Raw genomic sequence first — 17,391 nt, 5'->3', positions numbered from 1 at the left:
TCAGAAAAGGGTGAATGGCGCGATGACCATAAATTTGATGTCTTTCTCGTCCTGGAAAATATTGCCGTAGCCGCCGCTGTAGCTGGGCAGATCGCTATGATTGTTGTAGCGGGTGTAATGCAGTTTGAATTGGGTGTTTTTAGCGCGACCATCCTGGATCGTATAAACCAGGTCTAAGTTCCACGCTGATTCTTTCAGGCGTTGGCTTTGGTCATAAATCGGGTTGGTGGAGGGCTTGGCATCCCAGCCGTAAGCGTAGGAAGTACCCACTTGCCAGCCCGGCAGTTGCCAATGCCCAAGATCGACCATCACACCCGCAAACACGGCTTTCTCGCCGTTGGCGTTCCAGTCAGAGCGCGAATCCCACCACACATCCATGCGCCCGTTCGAACCGGCATAAGAAGGCGTCATGCGTTGCAGGAAGAAGCCTTGATTGCCTTCCGCTTTAACCCACGTGCCCTCAAGGCGAAAATCAAACGCGCCCGCGGTGTAGCCGAATGTCAGTGCTTGTAACCAGGCGAGGCCGTCATAAACGTCGTTCACTTGGCCGACGCCGCTGTTGTCACGATCTTTAGCGCCGTAGAACTGGTAACTGGTACGCAGTGGTGAACCCGCCAGCGGCAGCTGATAGGCGGCTTTGGCGAAATATTGATCCATATAATTCGCCGCCTGACCGTACGCACCTTCGATCACCAGCGTGTTTTTGAAATCGTATTTGGCACCAAAGGATTGCAGCCACGGAATATCGGTGAGGCCATCGGCTTTGCGGAAGTTATACATGTCGCGATACCACGGCGCTTTGTATTCATCGGCCCACATCCATGAGAACGACAGGGCGCCCGCATCGGCAAAATCAAAAGCGGAACCAGCTTCCACGCCGCGATAGGTGCCCGGTAAGAAGCTCCAGTGCGAGGCTAAAATCGTTTGTCCGCTTGGTTGTAAATAGCCCGCACGCAACCAGCTATCCTGCCATTTGGCTTTGAGTGCCGCTTTATAAATACTTAAACCACCCTTATCTCCGCTCCAGTCCTCATCCCAACGGGTGCGGGCGTTACTGAAGCCGATTTCATTCGGTGCAGCCGGACCGCTGTCACTGAGTTCCAGCGCACCATAGGCTGCCAGATCAAAGCCAATTACATCAGCAGCGTAACCGGATGAGAAATCAAGATTGGCATTGGCAGAGGCGTGGTGCAGATTGGCATCGTATTGGCCGTAACTGCCTTTTTGCGGATCCATCTCTTTGCGATCGCGCTGACGTTGCCAATAAAACAGATTGCCAGAGAGTGAAGAATCGTCAACAAATCCAGTGGCTTGAGCGGAGTGGTTGGGAATAAATGAGCCGGCAATCAACGCGGTGATAACCGCAGTGGACAGCGGCGCGCGTGGGATCCTGCGCATAATAAATCCTCCGTGATGCTTCCATTAATAATTAATTTTCCAAAACTGTTTCATCGTGAAACAAATTGGTTGGGATGCTATTTTTCGCGACGCGAATTATCAATGGGATTTATTACAAACTATGACTCAGTACGCAAAAATGATCGCTTTTAAGGACTTTAATCAATAAGTTACACGAATGAGTAACATGTAAATTTGTGAGACATCTCCACGACTGAATCGTAGCTGCTTGCTTTCGAATACTGTCTTGCCTATGCTCCCAACGTTGTTTTGACTCGGGGTGCCCCTCTAACACAGGGCTGAGATACACCCGCTGACCTGATCTGGATAATGCCAGCGTAGGGAAGTCAGATGCCTGACCGCATTCGCCTTCTTGATCGCCGGTTGGGAGCTATATGAATTCGCACTTTCTCTCCACCGCGCCACGCGCACCTTCTGCAAAACGCATCAATGCGCTGACCATTGCCGGCACCGATCCCAGCGGTGGTGCAGGTATTCAAGCTGACCTCAAAGCTTTCTCCGCGCTCGGCGCGTATGGCACCAGCGTGATCACCGCGCTAGTGGCGCAAAATACCTGTGGCGTGCAGTCGGTTTATCGCATCGAACCTGATTTCGTTGGCGCGCAGCTTGATTCGGTGCTGGATGATGTGCGCATTGATGCCGCCAAAATTGGCATGCTGTCGGAAACCGCAATTGTCGAGCTGGTGGCTGAACGGCTGAAACGCGCCAGCTTGCCATTTGTGGTGCTGGATACGGTGATGATTGCCAAAAGCGGCGATGCATTGCTGTCGCCAGATGCGGTGGCCAGCGTGCGGGAAATACTGCTGCCGCAGGTTTCGCTGATCACCCCCAATCTGCCGGAAGCCGCGGCCTTGCTAGGCCGCGCCATGGCAGAAGATGAGAAAACCATGTTGCAGCAGGGCGATGCGCTGCTCGATTTGGGCTGTGAAGCGGTGCTGATGAAGGGCGGCCATCTTAGCGATGCCGAGAGCCCGGATTGGTTGATCACCCGCGTCAGCCGTCTGCGCTTTACCGCGCCGCGCGTTAACACGCGTCATACCCACGGCACCGGTTGTTCGCTATCGGCGGCGTTGGCGGCGCTGCGTCCACGCCATAACGATTGGGCAGAAACGGTGGCGGCAGCCAAAGCGTGGCTGCAACAGGCGCTGCTGCATGCTGATTCGCTGGAGGTTGGTAAGGGCATTGGGCCGGTGCACCATTTCCATCAATGGTGGTAGGGCGTAACGCCAGATTGCCGCTTTTATACTGCGAATCCGTCTGAAAAATGGAGTCAGCAATTTGCCAGCGTGGCGCATTTCGGTCCAGGCTGTTGGGGGCGAATCGGCAGGTGCCGGTTCCAATCCAGCCACTTTTCAGGAGCGAACATGACGGACATCGTACAGTTATTGGGCAAAGAAGCGGACACTCTTCTTCAACATCGCTGCATGACCATTCCAGCGGATAGCCTTTATTTACCAGGCTCGGATTATGTTGATCGCGTGATGATCGACAACAATCGTTCTCCTACCGTATTACGCAACATGCAAACGCTGTACAACACCGGCCGCTTAGCGGGCACCGGTTATTTGTCAATTCTGCCGGTCGATCAGGGCGTTGAACACTCGGCGGGCGCGTCGTTTGCTGCCAATCCGGCCTATTTTGATCCCAAAAACATTGTTGAACTGGCGATTGAAGCCGGTTGTAACTGCGTAGCATCCACTTATGGCGTGCTGGCATCGGTAGCGCGTCGCTATGCGCACCGCATTCCGTTTATGGTCAAACTGAATCATAACGAAACGCTGAGCTATCCAACCCAATATGACCAAACGCTGTACGCCAGCGTCGAGCAGGCGTTCAACATGGGTGCGGTAGCGGTGGGCGCGACCATCTATTTCGGCTCTGAGCAATCACGTCGTCAGATTGAAGAGATTTCCGCTGCGTTTGAGCGTGCGCATGAACTTGGTATGGTGACGGTGCTGTGGGCGTATCTGCGTAATAACGACTTCAAAAAAGATGGCGTGGATTACCATGCCAGCGCCGATTTAACCGGCCAGGCCAACCATCTGGCGGCGACTATTGGTGCGGATATCGTCAAGCAGAAGATGGCGGAGAATAACGGCGGCTACAATGCGGTGAAATTTGGTCATACCGATGAGCGCGTCTACAGCAAGCTGACCACCGAGAATCCGATCGATTTGGTGCGCTATCAGCTGGCGAACTGCTATATGGGTCGCGCAGGGTTGATTAACTCCGGCGGCGCGGCGGCCGGTGCCACCGATGTGGCCGAGTCAGTGCGTACAGCGGTAATCAACAAACGCGCGGGCGGCATGGGATTGATTCTGGGTCGTAAGGCGTTTAAGAAGTCGCTGAAAGAGGGCGTGCAGCTGATTAATGCGGTGCAGGATGTTTATTTGTCGAAGGATGTGACGATAGCTTGATTCAACCTGGCTCACTCGCCATTTCGTGTTCGGGCAGTGCTCGTCCTTGGTCACATACTAATGTATGCTCCCAAGGCCTGTGCGCTGGCCGTCCACGAACTGCCATCGCCGCCAACGGTTGAATGTTATTCAGCTGGCTAAAAAGATGTCGTAGGTCGCCACTTCTGGCGACCTTATTATTTAAGGCGCTTCAAACCATTCGCTGTTGCGTTCGGCAATCGGCGTGATGGTGAGAATCATCTCCTGCAAATGACGGCGCATCGCGCTTTCGGCGGCCTCAACATCTTGTGCTTTCAACGCGTTATAGATGTTTTGATGCTGCTGAATCAAACTTTCTGGCGGCGACACTTCGCTTAATGTCAGAAAGCGCACGCGGTCCATGGTGGCTTTGATGTTCTCCACCGTTTCCCACGCCAGCAGGCAATTAATCCCTTCGGCAATCAAGCGGTGGAACTCATCGTCCAGCGCTAAAAACGCCTGGCTGTCGTGACGTTCTGCCGCTAAACGCTGTAACTGCAAGTTGTGCTCCAGCGCCATCAAGCCCTGCGCGCCAATCTCCTGCGCGGCGCGGCGCACCACGGCAATTTCAACCGCTTCACGAATAAAACGGCCATCAGCCACGCGCTGGGCGGAGATCTTGCGCACGAAGGTGCCGCGCTGCGGTAACACCTGCACCAATCCGGCTTCTGCCAGCTTAATAAAGGCTTCGCGTACCGGCTGGCGTGACACATTAAAGCGCGCCGATACTTCCTTTTCCGACAGCAGCGAGCCCGGATGAATAACGCAGGTCACAATATCTTTGCGCAGATAGCGATAGATCTGCTGATTTACCGGTTCGCTGGTGGTTATGGTGTAGGCAGTCGACATGCAGCAATATCCGTATTACGGCTGACCAATGCCAGCCCGATGAGAAAGAGTCAGTCTAATCAGCACGCTGCGTCTGCGCTACACATTTTGACAAGGCGCTTACGCTTGTGTGACCAGTGCCTGCACCGTGGCGCGCGCGCCCTGTTTTACCAGTTGTTGATAGAGTTCGGTGACGCGTGAGACAAACACGGGTTGTTGCGGCAGATCGTCGCCAAATACTGCCTGCAAGCTCAGCAATGCCTGCACGCGCTCTGCGCCTTCAGTGTTGTTGGCCACGATCGTTGCCAGCTGATCTTTCAGCGGATCGCGAATCTCAAACGTATTGCCCTGTTCATCCACGCCAGTGACGTAACGCATCCAGCCCGCCACGCCCAGCAGCAGAAAATCACAAGATGTGCCGTTACGCAGATGCCAGCGCACGCTATCCAGCAGACGCTGCGGCAGTTTTTGCGTGCCGTCGGTGGCGATTTGATAGGTGCGATGTTTAATCGCGAGGTTCTCGTAACGCGCAATCAGCGAATCGGCGTAAGCCGTTAAATCGACACCTTGAGTGCGCAGCGTCGGCGCTTGATCCTGCAACATTAACGCGCGTGCCGCCTGGCGATAATCGGCATCGGCCATGCAATCACTGATGTGTTCATACCCAGCCAGGAAGCCGAGGTAGGCGAGGAACGAGTGGCTGCCGTTAAGCATGCGCAGCTTCATCTCCTCAAACGGCAATACATCGCTGACCAATTCCGCACCGGCGTTTTCCCATGCTGGGCGACCATTAACGAAGTTGTCCTCAATCACCCACTGGAAGAACGGTTCGGCTTCAACCGCGACCGGATCGTGACTGCCTAAACGTGCGGTGAGCGTGTCGAATGCGGCATCGGTCATCGCCGGGACAATGCGATCCACCATGGTCGAGGGGAAGGTGATGTGGGTCTGAATGTAATCTGCCAATGCCGGATCGTGGCGCTCAGCGAGTTGAGTGATGACGTTGCGCGTCACGTGGCCGTTTTCCGGCATGTTATCGCATGACATCACGCTAAACGGCGGCAAGTTGCGTTCACGACGGCGCACAATCGCTGCCAGAATTAAACCCGGCAGCGAACGTGGCGCGTGAGGGTTGGCGAGATCGTACACGATATCGGGATGATCCGGATTGAGTTTGCCGCTTGATGGCATATAGCAGTAACCCTTTTCGGTCACGGTCATCGAGACAATCGCCACATCCGGCTGGCTCATCGCTTCAATCACCGCTTCAATGCCGTCGCCTTTGCCGTGCAAGGCTTGCGTGATGACGCCGATAACGCGCGTGTGCAAGCTGCTATCCGCCATTTCGGTCAATGTATACAGCAAGTCCTGTTGGCGCAGCGCCTGAATCAGTTCGCCGCTGTTCAGATTCACTTCGCAATAGCCCCAATCGCTACCCTGTTCGGCCAGTTTATCGCTGGCTAACGCTTGATGGGCACGATGAAAAGCGCCAAAGCCGATGTGCACCATGCGGGTTTTAAGCTGTTTACGATCATAAGCGGGGCGTTGTACATCGGCGGGAAGACGGTCGAGCTGTAACATAGTCAGTCCTTTAAGCAAATGGGGCGCTAAGCGCCCCATGATAGTTATACAGAAACCGGTTTATCGCTGGTTTTCGGTTCGCGAATTACCACTAACACCAGCAATGCGCCAAGTCCGGCGACCGCACCTGCAAGGATGAAGGCGCTGTCGAACTTGCCAGAATGCTGCACGATGAAGCCGGTCACTACCGGGCCAATCACACCCGACAAGCTACCAATCAGGTGGATAAAGCCGCTGATGCTGCCGACGCGGCTTTTGTGCACCACGTCCTGCACGATTGCCCAGTAAATGGCGCCGGTGATGTAGAGGAAGAAGATCGAGATCGACATCATGATCACCGCCGAGTTGACCTCTTTAATGGTGCCGGCCATCGCCACGCAAATCGCCGCAGCTGCCAGTGAAACCACTAACACGATCTTGCGAGAAAGCAGCAGTTTGCCGGTGATATTGAAGATTTTATCCGAAATCCAGCCACCCAATGCCAGGCCGACGAAGCCGACAATCCACGGAATCATGGTGGTGTAGCTCATCGATTTGATGTCGAGGCCATGCGCCTGCACCAGATATGCCGGGAACCAGCTAAGGAAGAAGAACAGAATGTAGTTGTAGCAGAAGAAGGCGAAAGCGGTAACCAGGATAATCGGTTGACGCAGGTAGAAGCCCAGGCCGTGCGCTTGACCACTGGGATCGATGACATCGGCGGGTTGTTCGGCTTTTAATTTTTCAACCAGCGCGCGCTCTTCCTGCGACACGCGTTTGCTCTTGGCCGGATTGTCCGCAGCGAAGAAGAACCACAGTGCTAACCAGATAAAGCCAATCGCCGCAATGACGATAAACGCTGGACGCCAGCCAAAGGACAACGCCAGATAGCCGACAATCGGACCGGCCACTGCGCCGCCCAGAGGTGAACCGGAGCTGAGCAAGCCCATCGCGGTCGCCGCCTGTTTTTTCGGGAACCAGCCGTTAATGGCTTTGTTGGCGGAGGCGGAAATCGGGCCTTCTGCCATGCCAAATAGCACGCGCAGAATCATCATTGACCAGAAGCCGGTTGCCAGAGCCGTTAATCCGCAGAATAGCGACCACATGCCGACGGCGGTGCCGAGCACAATGGTCGGGCCGAATTTGTCGGTGGCTAACCCGCCGACAAAGTTGAACAGGGCGTAGCCGAAGAAGAAGCTGCCGAAAATCATGCCGAACTGTTCGGCATTGATCATCAGGTCTTTTTCCACCAGCGGTACGGTCAGCGACAGGGCAATACGATCGAGGTAGTTGATCATAAAGACCAGGAATAACAGCAGTACGAGGATCCAGCGCAGATTCTTAAACATAGAAACTCCGTCATTTATCATTTTTATAATCGTTATGCCGGCGGGTACGCACCGGCAGCAGGACACCTGGTGTGAGCGTTAACTTAACGCATTTGTAGAATTACTTTGCAGCAGGTGCGGGGATCTTTTTCGAACAACGTCATGGCTTGTTCCACGTCCGCCAGTGGGAAATAGTGCGTCACCAGCTTTTCGGGTTGAATCTGGCCTTGCTCAATCCACTCAATCACCTGCGGGAAGCGATTGCTGTTAAGGCGTGAGGTGAACAGCGACAGCTCTTTGCTGGTGAGACTTTGCTGCGTGATGCTGCACTGTTCGCCAGAGAAGCCGAGCAAACCAATGCGCGCGGCTGGAGAGGCGAGGGCGGCGGCTTCAGCCAGGATAGAAGGATGGCAAGCGGCATCAATGATAAGCGTAGGCTGCACGCCTTCCAGCTGCGCGGCGAGCGGGATTTCACTGTTATTGAATACGCGATCGGCGCCGTTTTCCTGCGCCAGAGCCAGGCGTTCAGGTAAACGATCCACCACCAAAACCTGCTCGACGCCGTACACGCCTTTTAGCACCTGAATTGCGGTCAAACCCATCGGACCGGCACCGTAAATCAGCGCCACATCGTTGGGTTGCGGTTTGAGGAAGGCGGTGATGTTAGCGGCGATGGTGAACGGCTCAACCATGCTGGCGAGTTTATCCGGTACGCTTTCTGGCAAACGGAAGGCGTTTTTGGCGGGTGCGACGGCGTATTCGCTGAAGCCGCCATCACGATGCACGCCAATCACCTGCAACTCTTTGCAGACGTTGGGGCGACCGATTGAGCAGGGATAGCAATGGCCGCAGCTTACTACTGGATCAACCGCCACGCGCTCGCCAATACGGCTGGCGGCGATGTCAGCGCCGACCGCATCAATCACACCAAAGAATTCATGACCAATCACGCGTGGATATTTAGCAAAAGGATTGTGACCGTGCCAGATATGCACGTCGGAACCGCAGATGCTGGCATAGCGCACTTTGACACGCACTTCATTGGCAGCGGGTTGCGGCAGCGGACGCTCAGCTAATACCAACTCGCCGGGTTGTTCAATCACCACACTTTTCATCATCTACTCCTGACCTGATACCTATCTCAACGAAGGATCGGGCATTAACGGGAATCAATGATGAAAAAATACGCGCGTTAATACTACCATACAAGTTGACGTTGCAGAGTTGTGAACACAATCACAGAGCGCATGAAATGGGTGGTAGGAACCGCTGGTTTGTAGGGTCGCCATTTATGGTGACCTTATAAACATGGACAAGGGGGTTGAGAAGGTCACCATAAATGGCGACCCTACGAAAGACGACCCTACAAAAGACAAAAACCCGCTCAGGTTTCCCTGAGCGGGTTCTTTAAATTTGGCTCCTCTGACTGGACTCGAACCAGTGACATACGGATTAACAGTCCGCCGTTCTACCGACTGAACTACAGAGGAATCGTTTGAACGGGGCGCATATTAACGAGCGAGCCCGACCTTGTCAAAGCACTTTTTCACAATTATTACTGACTGCTGAATAAAGCGTCAATTCAGCCTTTCCGCCTAGCGTCATAGCGCTAAATGGCGCCAAAATCGCCGCCAATTGTGATGAATATCACCTTCTCTATGCAAAATTACATTCTGATTTGTCGTTTTTGTCAGATACCTCGCATGCATGATCACAGATATTTCATTTCGCCGTTGTCGAGCCAAAAAGCGAAACATATATTCCAGATCACTTCTTACTCGCATCCAGGGATTAGTCATGAATAAAGTCAGAATCGGTATGATCGGCAGTGGTTACATTGGTCGTTGTCACGCGATTGCCTACGCGCAAGCGCCAACGGTGTTTGCCCTAAAAGGCGAAATCGTGCGGGAAATGCTGGCGGAAGTGAATCCTGAGCTGGCAGCGAAGCAGGCGGCGACGTTTGGTTTTGCCCGCTCCACTGGCGATTGGCATGAACTGGTACGCGATCCCAACATTGATGTGGTCGATATCTGCGCGCCGAATTTCCTGCATAAAGAGATGGCGCTGGAAGCGATTCGCAACGGCAAACACGTTTACTCTGAGAAACCGCTGTCGCTGTCGGTGGCTGATGCCGAAGAGATGGTGCAAGCGGCACAGCAAGCGGGCGTGAAAACCTTGGTGGGTTTCAACTACATGAAAAACCCCACCAGCCAACTGGCGCGCGAAATCATTGCACGTGGCGAAATCGGCGAAGTGATTCACTTCTACGGTACGCACAACGAAGATTATCTGGCACGCCCGGAAACGCCGCTGGATTGGCACTGCCAGAAAGCGCTGGCGGGTTTAGGTGCGTTGGGCGATTTGGCTGCGCACATTGTCAATATGGCGCACTATTTGGTCGGCGATATCGAAGAAGTCAGCGGCGATATGATGACGGTGATTCAGCAGCGTCCCGATCCGAAAGATGCATCACGCTTGCTGCCAGTGGAAAACGAAGATCAGGCCAGCGCGTTGTTGCGCTTCAAGAATGGTGCGCACGGCGTGTTCGAAACGTCACGCATCGCCTGCGGCAGCAAAATGGGTCTGACCTATGTGGTGACCGGCACCAAAGGCACGCTGCGTTACACCCAAGAACGCATGGCGGAGCTGGAGTTGTATATCCACGATGAACCGGCGGGACGTCAAGGTTTCAAAACCATTCTGACCGGCCCAGCGCATCCGGATTACGCGAACTTCTGCGTTTCTGCCGGACATGGCATTGGTTTTAACGATCAGAAAACCGTGGAGATTCGGGATTTGATTAACGGCATTGCCGCAGGCGATCGCATGTGGCCGGATTTCGCCGAAGGTTTGCAGGTGCAGAAAGTGTTGGAAGCGGTGGCGGTTTCCGCGCTGGAACGCCGTTGGATGAAGGTGTAATCGGTATTCAGGTGCGCATCTTTGCGCACCTGAAACAGGTCACCATAAATGGCGACCCTACGTGATTAGGCCAACAACTGGCACTGCGGCGGCAAGCGGCAGCTTAGCGCGCCTGGCATCACTTCAATCTTGAATTCACTGCCGGTCAGCGGCTCGCCATCGAGATTAAACGTCATCTGATGCGGTGAACGAATGGTCAGCGACTGCAACTGTGCTTTGACGATATTTGGGTTTTCATCATCGCGTGTCAGCGAATGCAGCAGCGTTGGCAGCAACTCTTGTGCGGTAACAATGCTGAGATTGAGCTGACCATCATTAATCAGCGCTTCAGGGCACAGTTTTTGCCCGCCGCCCGCCTGGCGTCCATTACCAATGCCGATCACCAACGCATCGCCCTGCCAGTTAAAACCGGGTCCGCTGATTTCGCAGCTATCCGGTTTCAGCGCATCCACGCGCATCAATCCGTGAATAAAATACGATACGCCGCCCAGCGCCGACTTCAGCTTTTCCGGCGTTTCAGTGGTGATGCGCGTGCCAAATCCGCCGGTCGCCATATTGATAAAGTAGCGTTCGCCATTCACGCGCGCTAAATCGATAGCGGTGGCTTTGCCGAGCAATGCCAAACGCAGTGCCGGTTCCATTTCTTCTGGAATGCCAGCGCTGGTGGCGAAATCATTGGCGGTGCCGAGCGGCAAGATGCCTAACGCTGGACGTGTCTGCTCTGGCAACGCCGCCAACGCGGTCGCAATCTCATTGATGGTGCCATCGCCGCCACCCGCGACTACGGTTTCTGCCTGCAATTCCACGGCTTCTCGCACATAACGGTCGCCGTCACCTTTCTCCCAGGTCACACGTACCGCCAAATTAAAGCCTTCGTCACGCAGCGTGTTGACGGCGGCGCGCAACGCTTCATTACCGGCGCCTTTGCCATTGAGGATCAGCAATGTGAGCGGTTTATTTTGCATTATCAGTTCCTTGACGCGAGAGACAGAGCACAGGTTATAGCATAGCTGGAGAGAGAACTTTATCGGCGGGGGATGAAAAAAGAAAACCCGCACGGGGGAGCCGGGCGGGTGAATGAGGTGGTTCCTGTTAAAACCTGCTTTTATTGTTACTCGTTAGCAGCAGGCGCGATTCTAAAGCGAGGCGCAGCGACGGTCTGTGATCCTAATCTAACTTCGCCATTTTCTTTTCTTTAAGTGCGATCTTTGCTATGCGGATCGCGCGTTGTGTTGCCATCGACAAAATTACGCAGTAGCAGGGCAAAATCCAGCTTCACCGCTTCCGGTACTGGGATCCACACGCGATGTCCGTCGCCTGGCGCGACATCCACCGCCACGCCTTTGTCGTTCTGCATGGTTTCCAGCGTACAGTTGAGGTTGCCTTCAGGCGTCATGATCTCCACTGAATCACCGATGATGAATTTGTTTTTCACCGCAATCTGCGCCCAATCACCGCGGCGTTCACCGGTGAATTCACCGACAAATTGCTGGCGTTCGGAAATAGAAAAACTTTGCTCGTAATTCTGGTAGCTGTCATGGGTATGACGACGCAGGAAACCTTCGGTGTAGCCGCGATGCGCCAGACCTTCCAGCGTTTCCAGCAGCGCCGGATCAAATGGTTTGCCTTCTGCTGCATCGTCGATGGCACGGCGATAAACTTGAGCGGTGCGCGCGCAGTAATAGAAGGATTTGGTGCGGCCTTCGATTTTCAGTGAGTGCACGCCCATTTGGCTTAAACGTTCCACGTGCGCCACGGCGCGCAGATCTTTGGAGTTCATGATGTAAGTGCCGTGTTCGTCTTCGAACGCGCTCATCATTTCGCCCGGTTTCATCTTCTCTTCCAGCAGGAACAGACGATCGGTGGTGTCGCCGACGCCAAGTGTCGGTTGCTGTACCTGAACCGGCTGATGGAAACCGACAATGTTGCCGACGTCATCCTGCTTGCCTTCTTCCACTTTGTATTCCCAGCGGCAGGCGTTGGTGCAGGTGCCCTGGTTGGGATCGCGCTTGTTGAGGTAACCAGAAAGCAGGCAGCGACCGGAATACGCCATACACAACGCGCCGTGCACGAAGATTTCAATCTCCATTTCCGGCACCTGTTGGCGAATTTCGGCAATTTCATCCAGCGACAATTCTCGTGACAGAATCACGCGCGTCAGCCCCATTTGCTGCCAAAACTTTACCGTCGCCCAGTTTACCGCGTTGGCCTGCACTGAGAGATGAACCGGCATTTCCGGGAAGGCTTCGCGCACCAGCATAATCAAGCCGGGATCGGACATGATTAGCGCATCCGGTTGCATGGCAACGACCGGCGTTAAATCGCGGATAAAGGTTTTCAGTTTGGCGTTGTGCGGCGCGATATTCACCACCACGTAGAATTTTTTGCCGAGTTCATGGGCTTCATTGATGCCCTTGGCCAGCACTTCGTGGGTAAATTCGTTGTTACGCACGCGCAGGCTGTAGCGCGGTTGTCCGGCATACACCGCGTCAGCGCCGTAGGCAAAGGCATAGCGCATATTCTTCAGCGATCCCGCTGGAGAAAGCAGTTCAGGTTTTAACATGGATTTTCTCACTGATGTCAGGTCAGCATGCCATCGTCGATGGCAGGTGCCGCAGCCGCATTAAACGGCCCGGCAAAAGGTGGGGAATTGTAGGCAGGCCGGCAGGGAGAAAAATTGATTCAGATCAATCTAAGCGGCTACAGCAAACGACAGACATCCGCTTCCCAGCGATATCCCATACCATAAACGGCACGAATAAACGGCTGCTCGGCATCGAGGCTTTCCAGCTTACGTCGCAGGTTTTTGATGTGGCTATCGATGGTGCGGTCGGTGACCACGCGGTAATCGTCGTACAGATGATTTAGCAACTGTTCGCGCGAGAACACTTTGCCCGGTTCCAGCGCCAGGGTTTTCAGCAAACGGAACTCGGCGGGCGTCAGCTCTAACTGCTGTTCACGCCAGCTGGCCTGAAAACGGCTTTCATCGATTTGCAGATGCGATGCTTGCTGCGCCTCTTCCGGCGAACGTTTCACGCGGCGCAGAATGGTTTTGACACGTGCCACCACTTCGCGCGGGCTGAACGGCTTACAGATATAGTCATCCGCACCAATTTCCAGCCCCAATAGGCGATCAATTTCTTCAGTGCGCGCGGTGACCATAATGATTGGCAGCTCGGAGAAGCGACGAATTTCGCGGCACAGCGTTAAACCGTCGCGGCCGGGCAGCATTAAATCCAGCAACATCAGATCCGGCGGCGTTTGCTGCACGTAATTCAACACCTCGTTGCCATCCGCAATGTGGTGCGTGCGATAGTTGGACGCTTGCAGATAATCAATCATCAACTGCGCCAGTTTCGGCTCATCTTCTACAACAAGAATCAGGGGATCGCTATTTTCCGGGCTCATAAGTGGCGTCTAGTGAGGAACATACGGCAAGTTTAGCGTGATTTGCAGGCCACCTAAATCAGAGTGATCTGCACTTATGCTGCCGTTATGTGCTTCGGCGATGTTTTTGCAAATCGCCAGGCCAAGTCCCGAGCCGCCGCTGGCGCGATTGCGCGAACTTTCGGTACGGAAAAAACGTTCGAATATTTGTGCCTGATGGGTGGGATCAACGCCAGGCGCGCTGTCGGCAAAGGTCAGCAGCCAGAATTCGTCTTTCTGCTGCACGCTAACCTGCACCGCGCCACCCGCATCGGTGTAACGCAGACTGTTTTCTAACAGATTAGTGAATAACTGCATCAGGCGATCGGGATCGCCAAAACTTTCGGCTTGTGTTGGCAGCGCCAGATTCAGCATCAGCTCACGGCTGCGATAACGTTCGTTAAAGCTGCCCGCCACCACTTCCAGTAAGTTCACCAGATCTACCGGTTGCATGCGATAGGCGAGGGCGCCAGCATCCGACAGCGATAGTTGATGCAAATCATCCACCAGTTTGGTTAGCACCACCACTTCACTTTGCAGCGAACTGATTGCTTCTGGCGTCAACTTGCGCACACCGTCCTGCATGGCTTCCAGCTCACCACGCATGATCGCCAACGGCGTGCGCAGTTCATGGGAAATATCGGCCATAAAGGCGCGGCGATTGCTCTCGTTTTTCTCCAGCGAGCGCGCCAGCAAATTGAAGTCGCGTCCCAACTGGCCCAGCTCGTCGCTGCTGCCGACTTCAACACGCGTGGCGAAATTACCCGCCGCCAAATGATGTGTGCCATCAACCAGACGTTTTACCGGGGCTAGCAAACCGCGCGCCAGCAACCAGGTGACCAGCGCCGCCAGCAAACCGGTGAGTGCCACAATCATCCAACTGGTGCGCCGCTGTTGTTGATCGAAATTGATGTCGGTGCTGCGCGTCAATCGTTCGGCTGGCGAGGCGATTACCCAGCCGACAATCTTGCCATTGCTGGTGGTGATGTTTCGTCGCGTCCCTTCCGGCGGCACTGGCGCGCGTGGGCCAGACAGCACTTTGTATTGCTGATCAATAATCCAGAACTGGGTGCGCCAGCCGTGCGGCGGCAACTGATTGACGCTGCCAGGATTTTGCTCCAGCGATCGCAAAATCGAGAAGATCAGACGATCGTTAGCCCGCAAAAAATCCCAGCTACCGTGCTGCTCATACTGATCTGCCAATGCATCGCTTAATAAAGTGAGGCGCTGCTCATTACCTTTCTTGATGTAATCGACAAAGCCATGCTCGAAGCTGAGACGTACGCCCCAATGCATGGTGATGATCACTAACATGCAGGTAGAAAAAATCGCCATAAACAGTTTGGCGCCAATGCCCAGTTTGACCGGCCGTTTCATCCTTTTCTCCTGCCTCGCAGATCGACGTTTTTACTCACATCCTTGGGGACGCGCCAGAACACCAACGCAGGCAGTACAATCACCAGCGCCATGCACAAATAGGTGTAAATAAAGGTTTGATGCGCTGCCGCGCTATCGGTGACGACGCCATGACCAAACGCACCCAGCAGCAAACCGGCTACGGTGACGCCGATACTCATCGACAATTGCATGATCATCGACAGCAAGCTGTTGCCGCTCGACGCTAAATCATCCGGCAACTCTTTCAGCGTTAAGGTGTTCATTGAGGAGAAGCGAATGGCGTTGACCATGCCTTGCAGCAGCAACACCAGCGGCAACAGCCAGAACCAACCGAGCAGCGCGACGACGGGGAACAGCAGCACCACCGCCGCCAGCGCGATGGTCGCGCCAACCAGCGCATTCCGATAACCAAACAGATTGACGATGCGCACCACTACGCGTTTGGTGCCCATATTGCCCAGCACCATCGGAATCATCATTAAACCGGCGTGGAATGGGCTATAACCGAGGCCAACTTGCAGAAAAATCGGCGTCATAAACGGCAGCATGCCGCTACCAATGCGCCCGGTAAAACTGCCGAGCAGGCCAATCGAATAGATGCGGTTGTCGAACAGTTTCAGGCTAAACAGCGCGTTGTCATTGTTGCGGCCATGCATTAGATAGAACAGCAGTGAAAATACGCCCAGCAAGATCAGCACCCCGAGCAGCAGCGGCGAACCGCCAGAGCTGCGTTGGCCATCCAGCGCCAGCGTCAACGTTGCCATGCCAACCGCTAACAGCACGAAGCCAAGGAAATCAAAGCGCCGCGTTTGCATGGTGTAATTGGGCATCAACGTCAGCGTGGCAATCGCGCCGATAATGCCCACCGGAATATTGATCAGGAAGATCCAGTGCCAACTGGCGTATTGCACCAGAATCCCGCCCAGCGCCGGACCAAGCAGCGGGCCAATTTGTCCCGGCGTGGTGACAAAGGTCATCGCCGACATATATTGCTCACGCGGCACGATTTTCATCACCGTTAAACGCCCAACCGGCACCATCATCGCGCCACCAATCCCTTGCACCACGCGCGCCATGATCAATTCATCCAGCGTGGTGGAGAAGGCGCACAGCAGCGAACCGATGCTGAACAGCACAATGGCGCAAAAGAAGATGTTGCGCACACCAAAACGATCCGCCAACCAGCCGCTGATTGGCAGCGTCACCGCCACGGTGAGTACATACGAGACAATCACCGAGTGCATATTCAGCGGGCTAACGTTGAGGTCGCGCGCCATTGACGGGATCGCGGTGTTGACGATGGTGGTATCCAACGCCTGCATAAAGAAGCCAAAGGCGACGATCCACAACTGCCAGCGCACAGTGGCGTTTTGAGGTGACATGAAAGTACCTGTTATTTCAAAACCAGTTTTCGCAAATCAATCCGTTTACGCGTGAGAATTCGCGTAAGTTATTTGATACCAGCGTGAGTGCAGCACTGCGAGCGTGACCGGCGATATGAAGGTCATTGAGGCCGATAGGCGTGCCATTTTTCTCCAGTTCTGCGCGAATTGCGCCATAGTGGAATGCGGCTCTGGCATCGTAATTGAGCACATCCAGACGTGAGACAAAATCTTCAACCACGCGCAAGTTTCGTTCGGGAAACGCGCTCTTTTCTGAACCATGAAACAGTTCTGCCAACGTGATGGATGAAATTACTATGCGGCCAACATTGGCGTTAAAACGCTCTAACACCTCGATTGGCCGCCGCTTGATAACGTAAATAACCATGTTGGTATCCAGCATATAGCGATGCATTAAAAGTCTTCCCTTTCCGTTTGTTCTTGTGATGCACGCTCGTCCATAAAGTCTTCGCTAACCGTTGGACCATCTTGGAAAAAACTGTCCCAGGCATTTTCAATTGGAACCAAGATACGTTCATTGCCAACGGCCCTGACGAAGACGTTTTTTACATCATCAGGGAATCGAACATCTGCTGGAATTCGCACGTTCTGTGTTCTATTACTGGTAAATACCGTACCTCTCGACATATAAACCTCCTCAGTGAAACACTGGTTAAAGTTTACGCCTTCCTTGCT

General features: G+C 54.1%; 15 protein-coding genes, 1 tRNA gene and 1 riboswitch. Of the genes, 3 read left to right on the top strand and 13 right to left on the bottom strand.

Annotated elements, in window-relative coordinates:
- Positions 1-1,398 carry a chitoporin ChiP gene (gene chiP, locus ACPUC7_RS03295; protein WP_494921756.1) on the bottom strand — a complete coding sequence of 466 codons (1,398 nt, stop codon included), beginning with the start codon at positions 1,396-1,398 and terminating at the stop codon, positions 1-3.
- A 266-nt stretch (positions 1,399-1,664) separates the two neighbouring features.
- Positions 1,665-1,760, top strand: a riboswitch (TPP riboswitch).
- 33 nt (positions 1,761-1,793) lie between these two features.
- Between chiP and thiD the strand changes: the two genes are divergently transcribed.
- Together thiD and fbaB are read left to right on the top strand one after the other, a co-directional pair.
- The gene (thiD, locus tag ACPUC7_RS03290) at positions 1,794-2,636 is read left to right on the top strand and encodes a bifunctional hydroxymethylpyrimidine kinase/phosphomethylpyrimidine kinase (protein WP_494921755.1); all 843 of its coding nucleotides are present in this window, start codon (positions 1,794-1,796) and stop codon (positions 2,634-2,636) included.
- A gap of 147 nt (positions 2,637-2,783) precedes the next feature.
- Positions 2,784-3,836, top strand: a complete 1,053-nt coding sequence (gene fbaB / locus ACPUC7_RS03285) for a class I fructose-bisphosphate aldolase (RefSeq protein WP_343552826.1) — start codon at positions 2,784-2,786, stop codon at positions 3,834-3,836.
- Between the two features lie 180 nt (positions 3,837-4,016).
- Here the strand turns inward: fbaB and ACPUC7_RS03280 are convergent, their stop codons facing one another.
- From ACPUC7_RS03280 to ACPUC7_RS03260, 5 genes are all read right to left on the bottom strand, one after another.
- Complete coding sequence (locus ACPUC7_RS03280; RefSeq protein WP_494921754.1) at positions 4,017-4,703, bottom strand: GntR family transcriptional regulator; 687 nt, start codon at positions 4,701-4,703, stop codon at positions 4,017-4,019.
- Positions 4,704-4,802: 99 nt separating this feature from the next.
- Positions 4,803-6,263, bottom strand: coding sequence for a mannitol dehydrogenase family protein (locus ACPUC7_RS03275; protein ID WP_494921753.1), 1,461 nt, complete (start codon positions 6,261-6,263; stop codon positions 4,803-4,805).
- A 44-nt stretch (positions 6,264-6,307) separates the two neighbouring features.
- Entirely contained in the window at positions 6,308-7,591 is a 1,284-nt protein-coding gene (locus tag ACPUC7_RS03270) for an MFS transporter (protein ID WP_343552822.1), read from the bottom strand.
- Positions 7,592-7,674: 83 nt separating this feature from the next.
- A complete protein-coding gene (locus tag ACPUC7_RS03265; protein ID WP_494921942.1) occupies positions 7,675-8,685 on the bottom strand; it encodes a Zn-dependent oxidoreductase in 1,011 nt (336 codons plus the stop codon).
- A 299-nt stretch (positions 8,686-8,984) separates the two neighbouring features.
- Positions 8,985-9,060: transfer RNA gene (locus tag ACPUC7_RS03260), tRNA-Asn, on the bottom strand.
- A gap of 307 nt (positions 9,061-9,367) precedes the next feature.
- Here ACPUC7_RS03260 and ACPUC7_RS03255 point away from each other — a divergent pair.
- Entirely contained in the window at positions 9,368-10,489 is a 1,122-nt protein-coding gene (locus tag ACPUC7_RS03255; RefSeq protein WP_494921752.1) for a Gfo/Idh/MocA family protein, read from the top strand.
- 65 nt (positions 10,490-10,554) lie between these two features.
- On the opposite strand, the gene yegS is transcribed toward ACPUC7_RS03255, so the two are convergent.
- The 7 genes from yegS to vapB all read right to left on the bottom strand — a co-directional run bounded on the left by yegS (position 10,555) and on the right by vapB (position 17,343).
- Positions 10,555-11,454, bottom strand: coding sequence for a lipid kinase YegS (gene yegS / locus ACPUC7_RS03250; RefSeq protein WP_494921751.1), 900 nt, complete (start codon positions 11,452-11,454; stop codon positions 10,555-10,557).
- Between the two features lie 230 nt (positions 11,455-11,684).
- A complete protein-coding gene (gene trhP, locus ACPUC7_RS03245) occupies positions 11,685-13,052 on the bottom strand; it encodes a prephenate-dependent tRNA uridine(34) hydroxylase TrhP (protein WP_494921750.1) in 1,368 nt (455 codons plus the stop codon).
- Between the two features lie 137 nt (positions 13,053-13,189).
- On the bottom strand, positions 13,190-13,897 hold the full coding sequence (gene baeR / locus ACPUC7_RS03240; RefSeq protein WP_494921749.1) for an envelope stress response regulator BaeR: 708 nt from the start codon (positions 13,895-13,897) through the stop codon (positions 13,190-13,192).
- A gap of 9 nt (positions 13,898-13,906) precedes the next feature.
- Entirely contained in the window at positions 13,907-15,292 is a 1,386-nt protein-coding gene (baeS, locus tag ACPUC7_RS03235; RefSeq protein WP_494921748.1) for an envelope stress sensor histidine kinase BaeS, read from the bottom strand.
- The gene (gene mdtD, locus ACPUC7_RS03230; RefSeq protein ID WP_494921747.1) at positions 15,289-16,695 is read right to left on the bottom strand and encodes a multidrug transporter subunit MdtD; all 1,407 of its coding nucleotides are present in this window, start codon (positions 16,693-16,695) and stop codon (positions 15,289-15,291) included. Before mdtD ends, baeS begins: the two co-directional genes overlap by 4 nt.
- 16 nt (positions 16,696-16,711) lie before the next feature.
- Positions 16,712-17,110, bottom strand: coding sequence for a type II toxin-antitoxin system tRNA(fMet)-specific endonuclease VapC (vapC, locus tag ACPUC7_RS03225; protein WP_494921746.1), 399 nt, complete (start codon positions 17,108-17,110; stop codon positions 16,712-16,714).
- The gene (vapB, locus tag ACPUC7_RS03220) at positions 17,110-17,343 is read right to left on the bottom strand and encodes a type II toxin-antitoxin system VapB family antitoxin (protein WP_494921745.1); all 234 of its coding nucleotides are present in this window, start codon (positions 17,341-17,343) and stop codon (positions 17,110-17,112) included. Before vapB ends, vapC begins: the two co-directional genes overlap by 1 nt.
- Positions 17,344-17,391 lie beyond the last annotated feature (48 nt).

The organism is Pantoea sp. CFCC18179 (genome assembly GCF_059412405.1).
The sequence above is the reverse complement of the archived record's forward strand: the minus strand, read 5'-3'. Positions and strand labels throughout refer to the sequence as shown.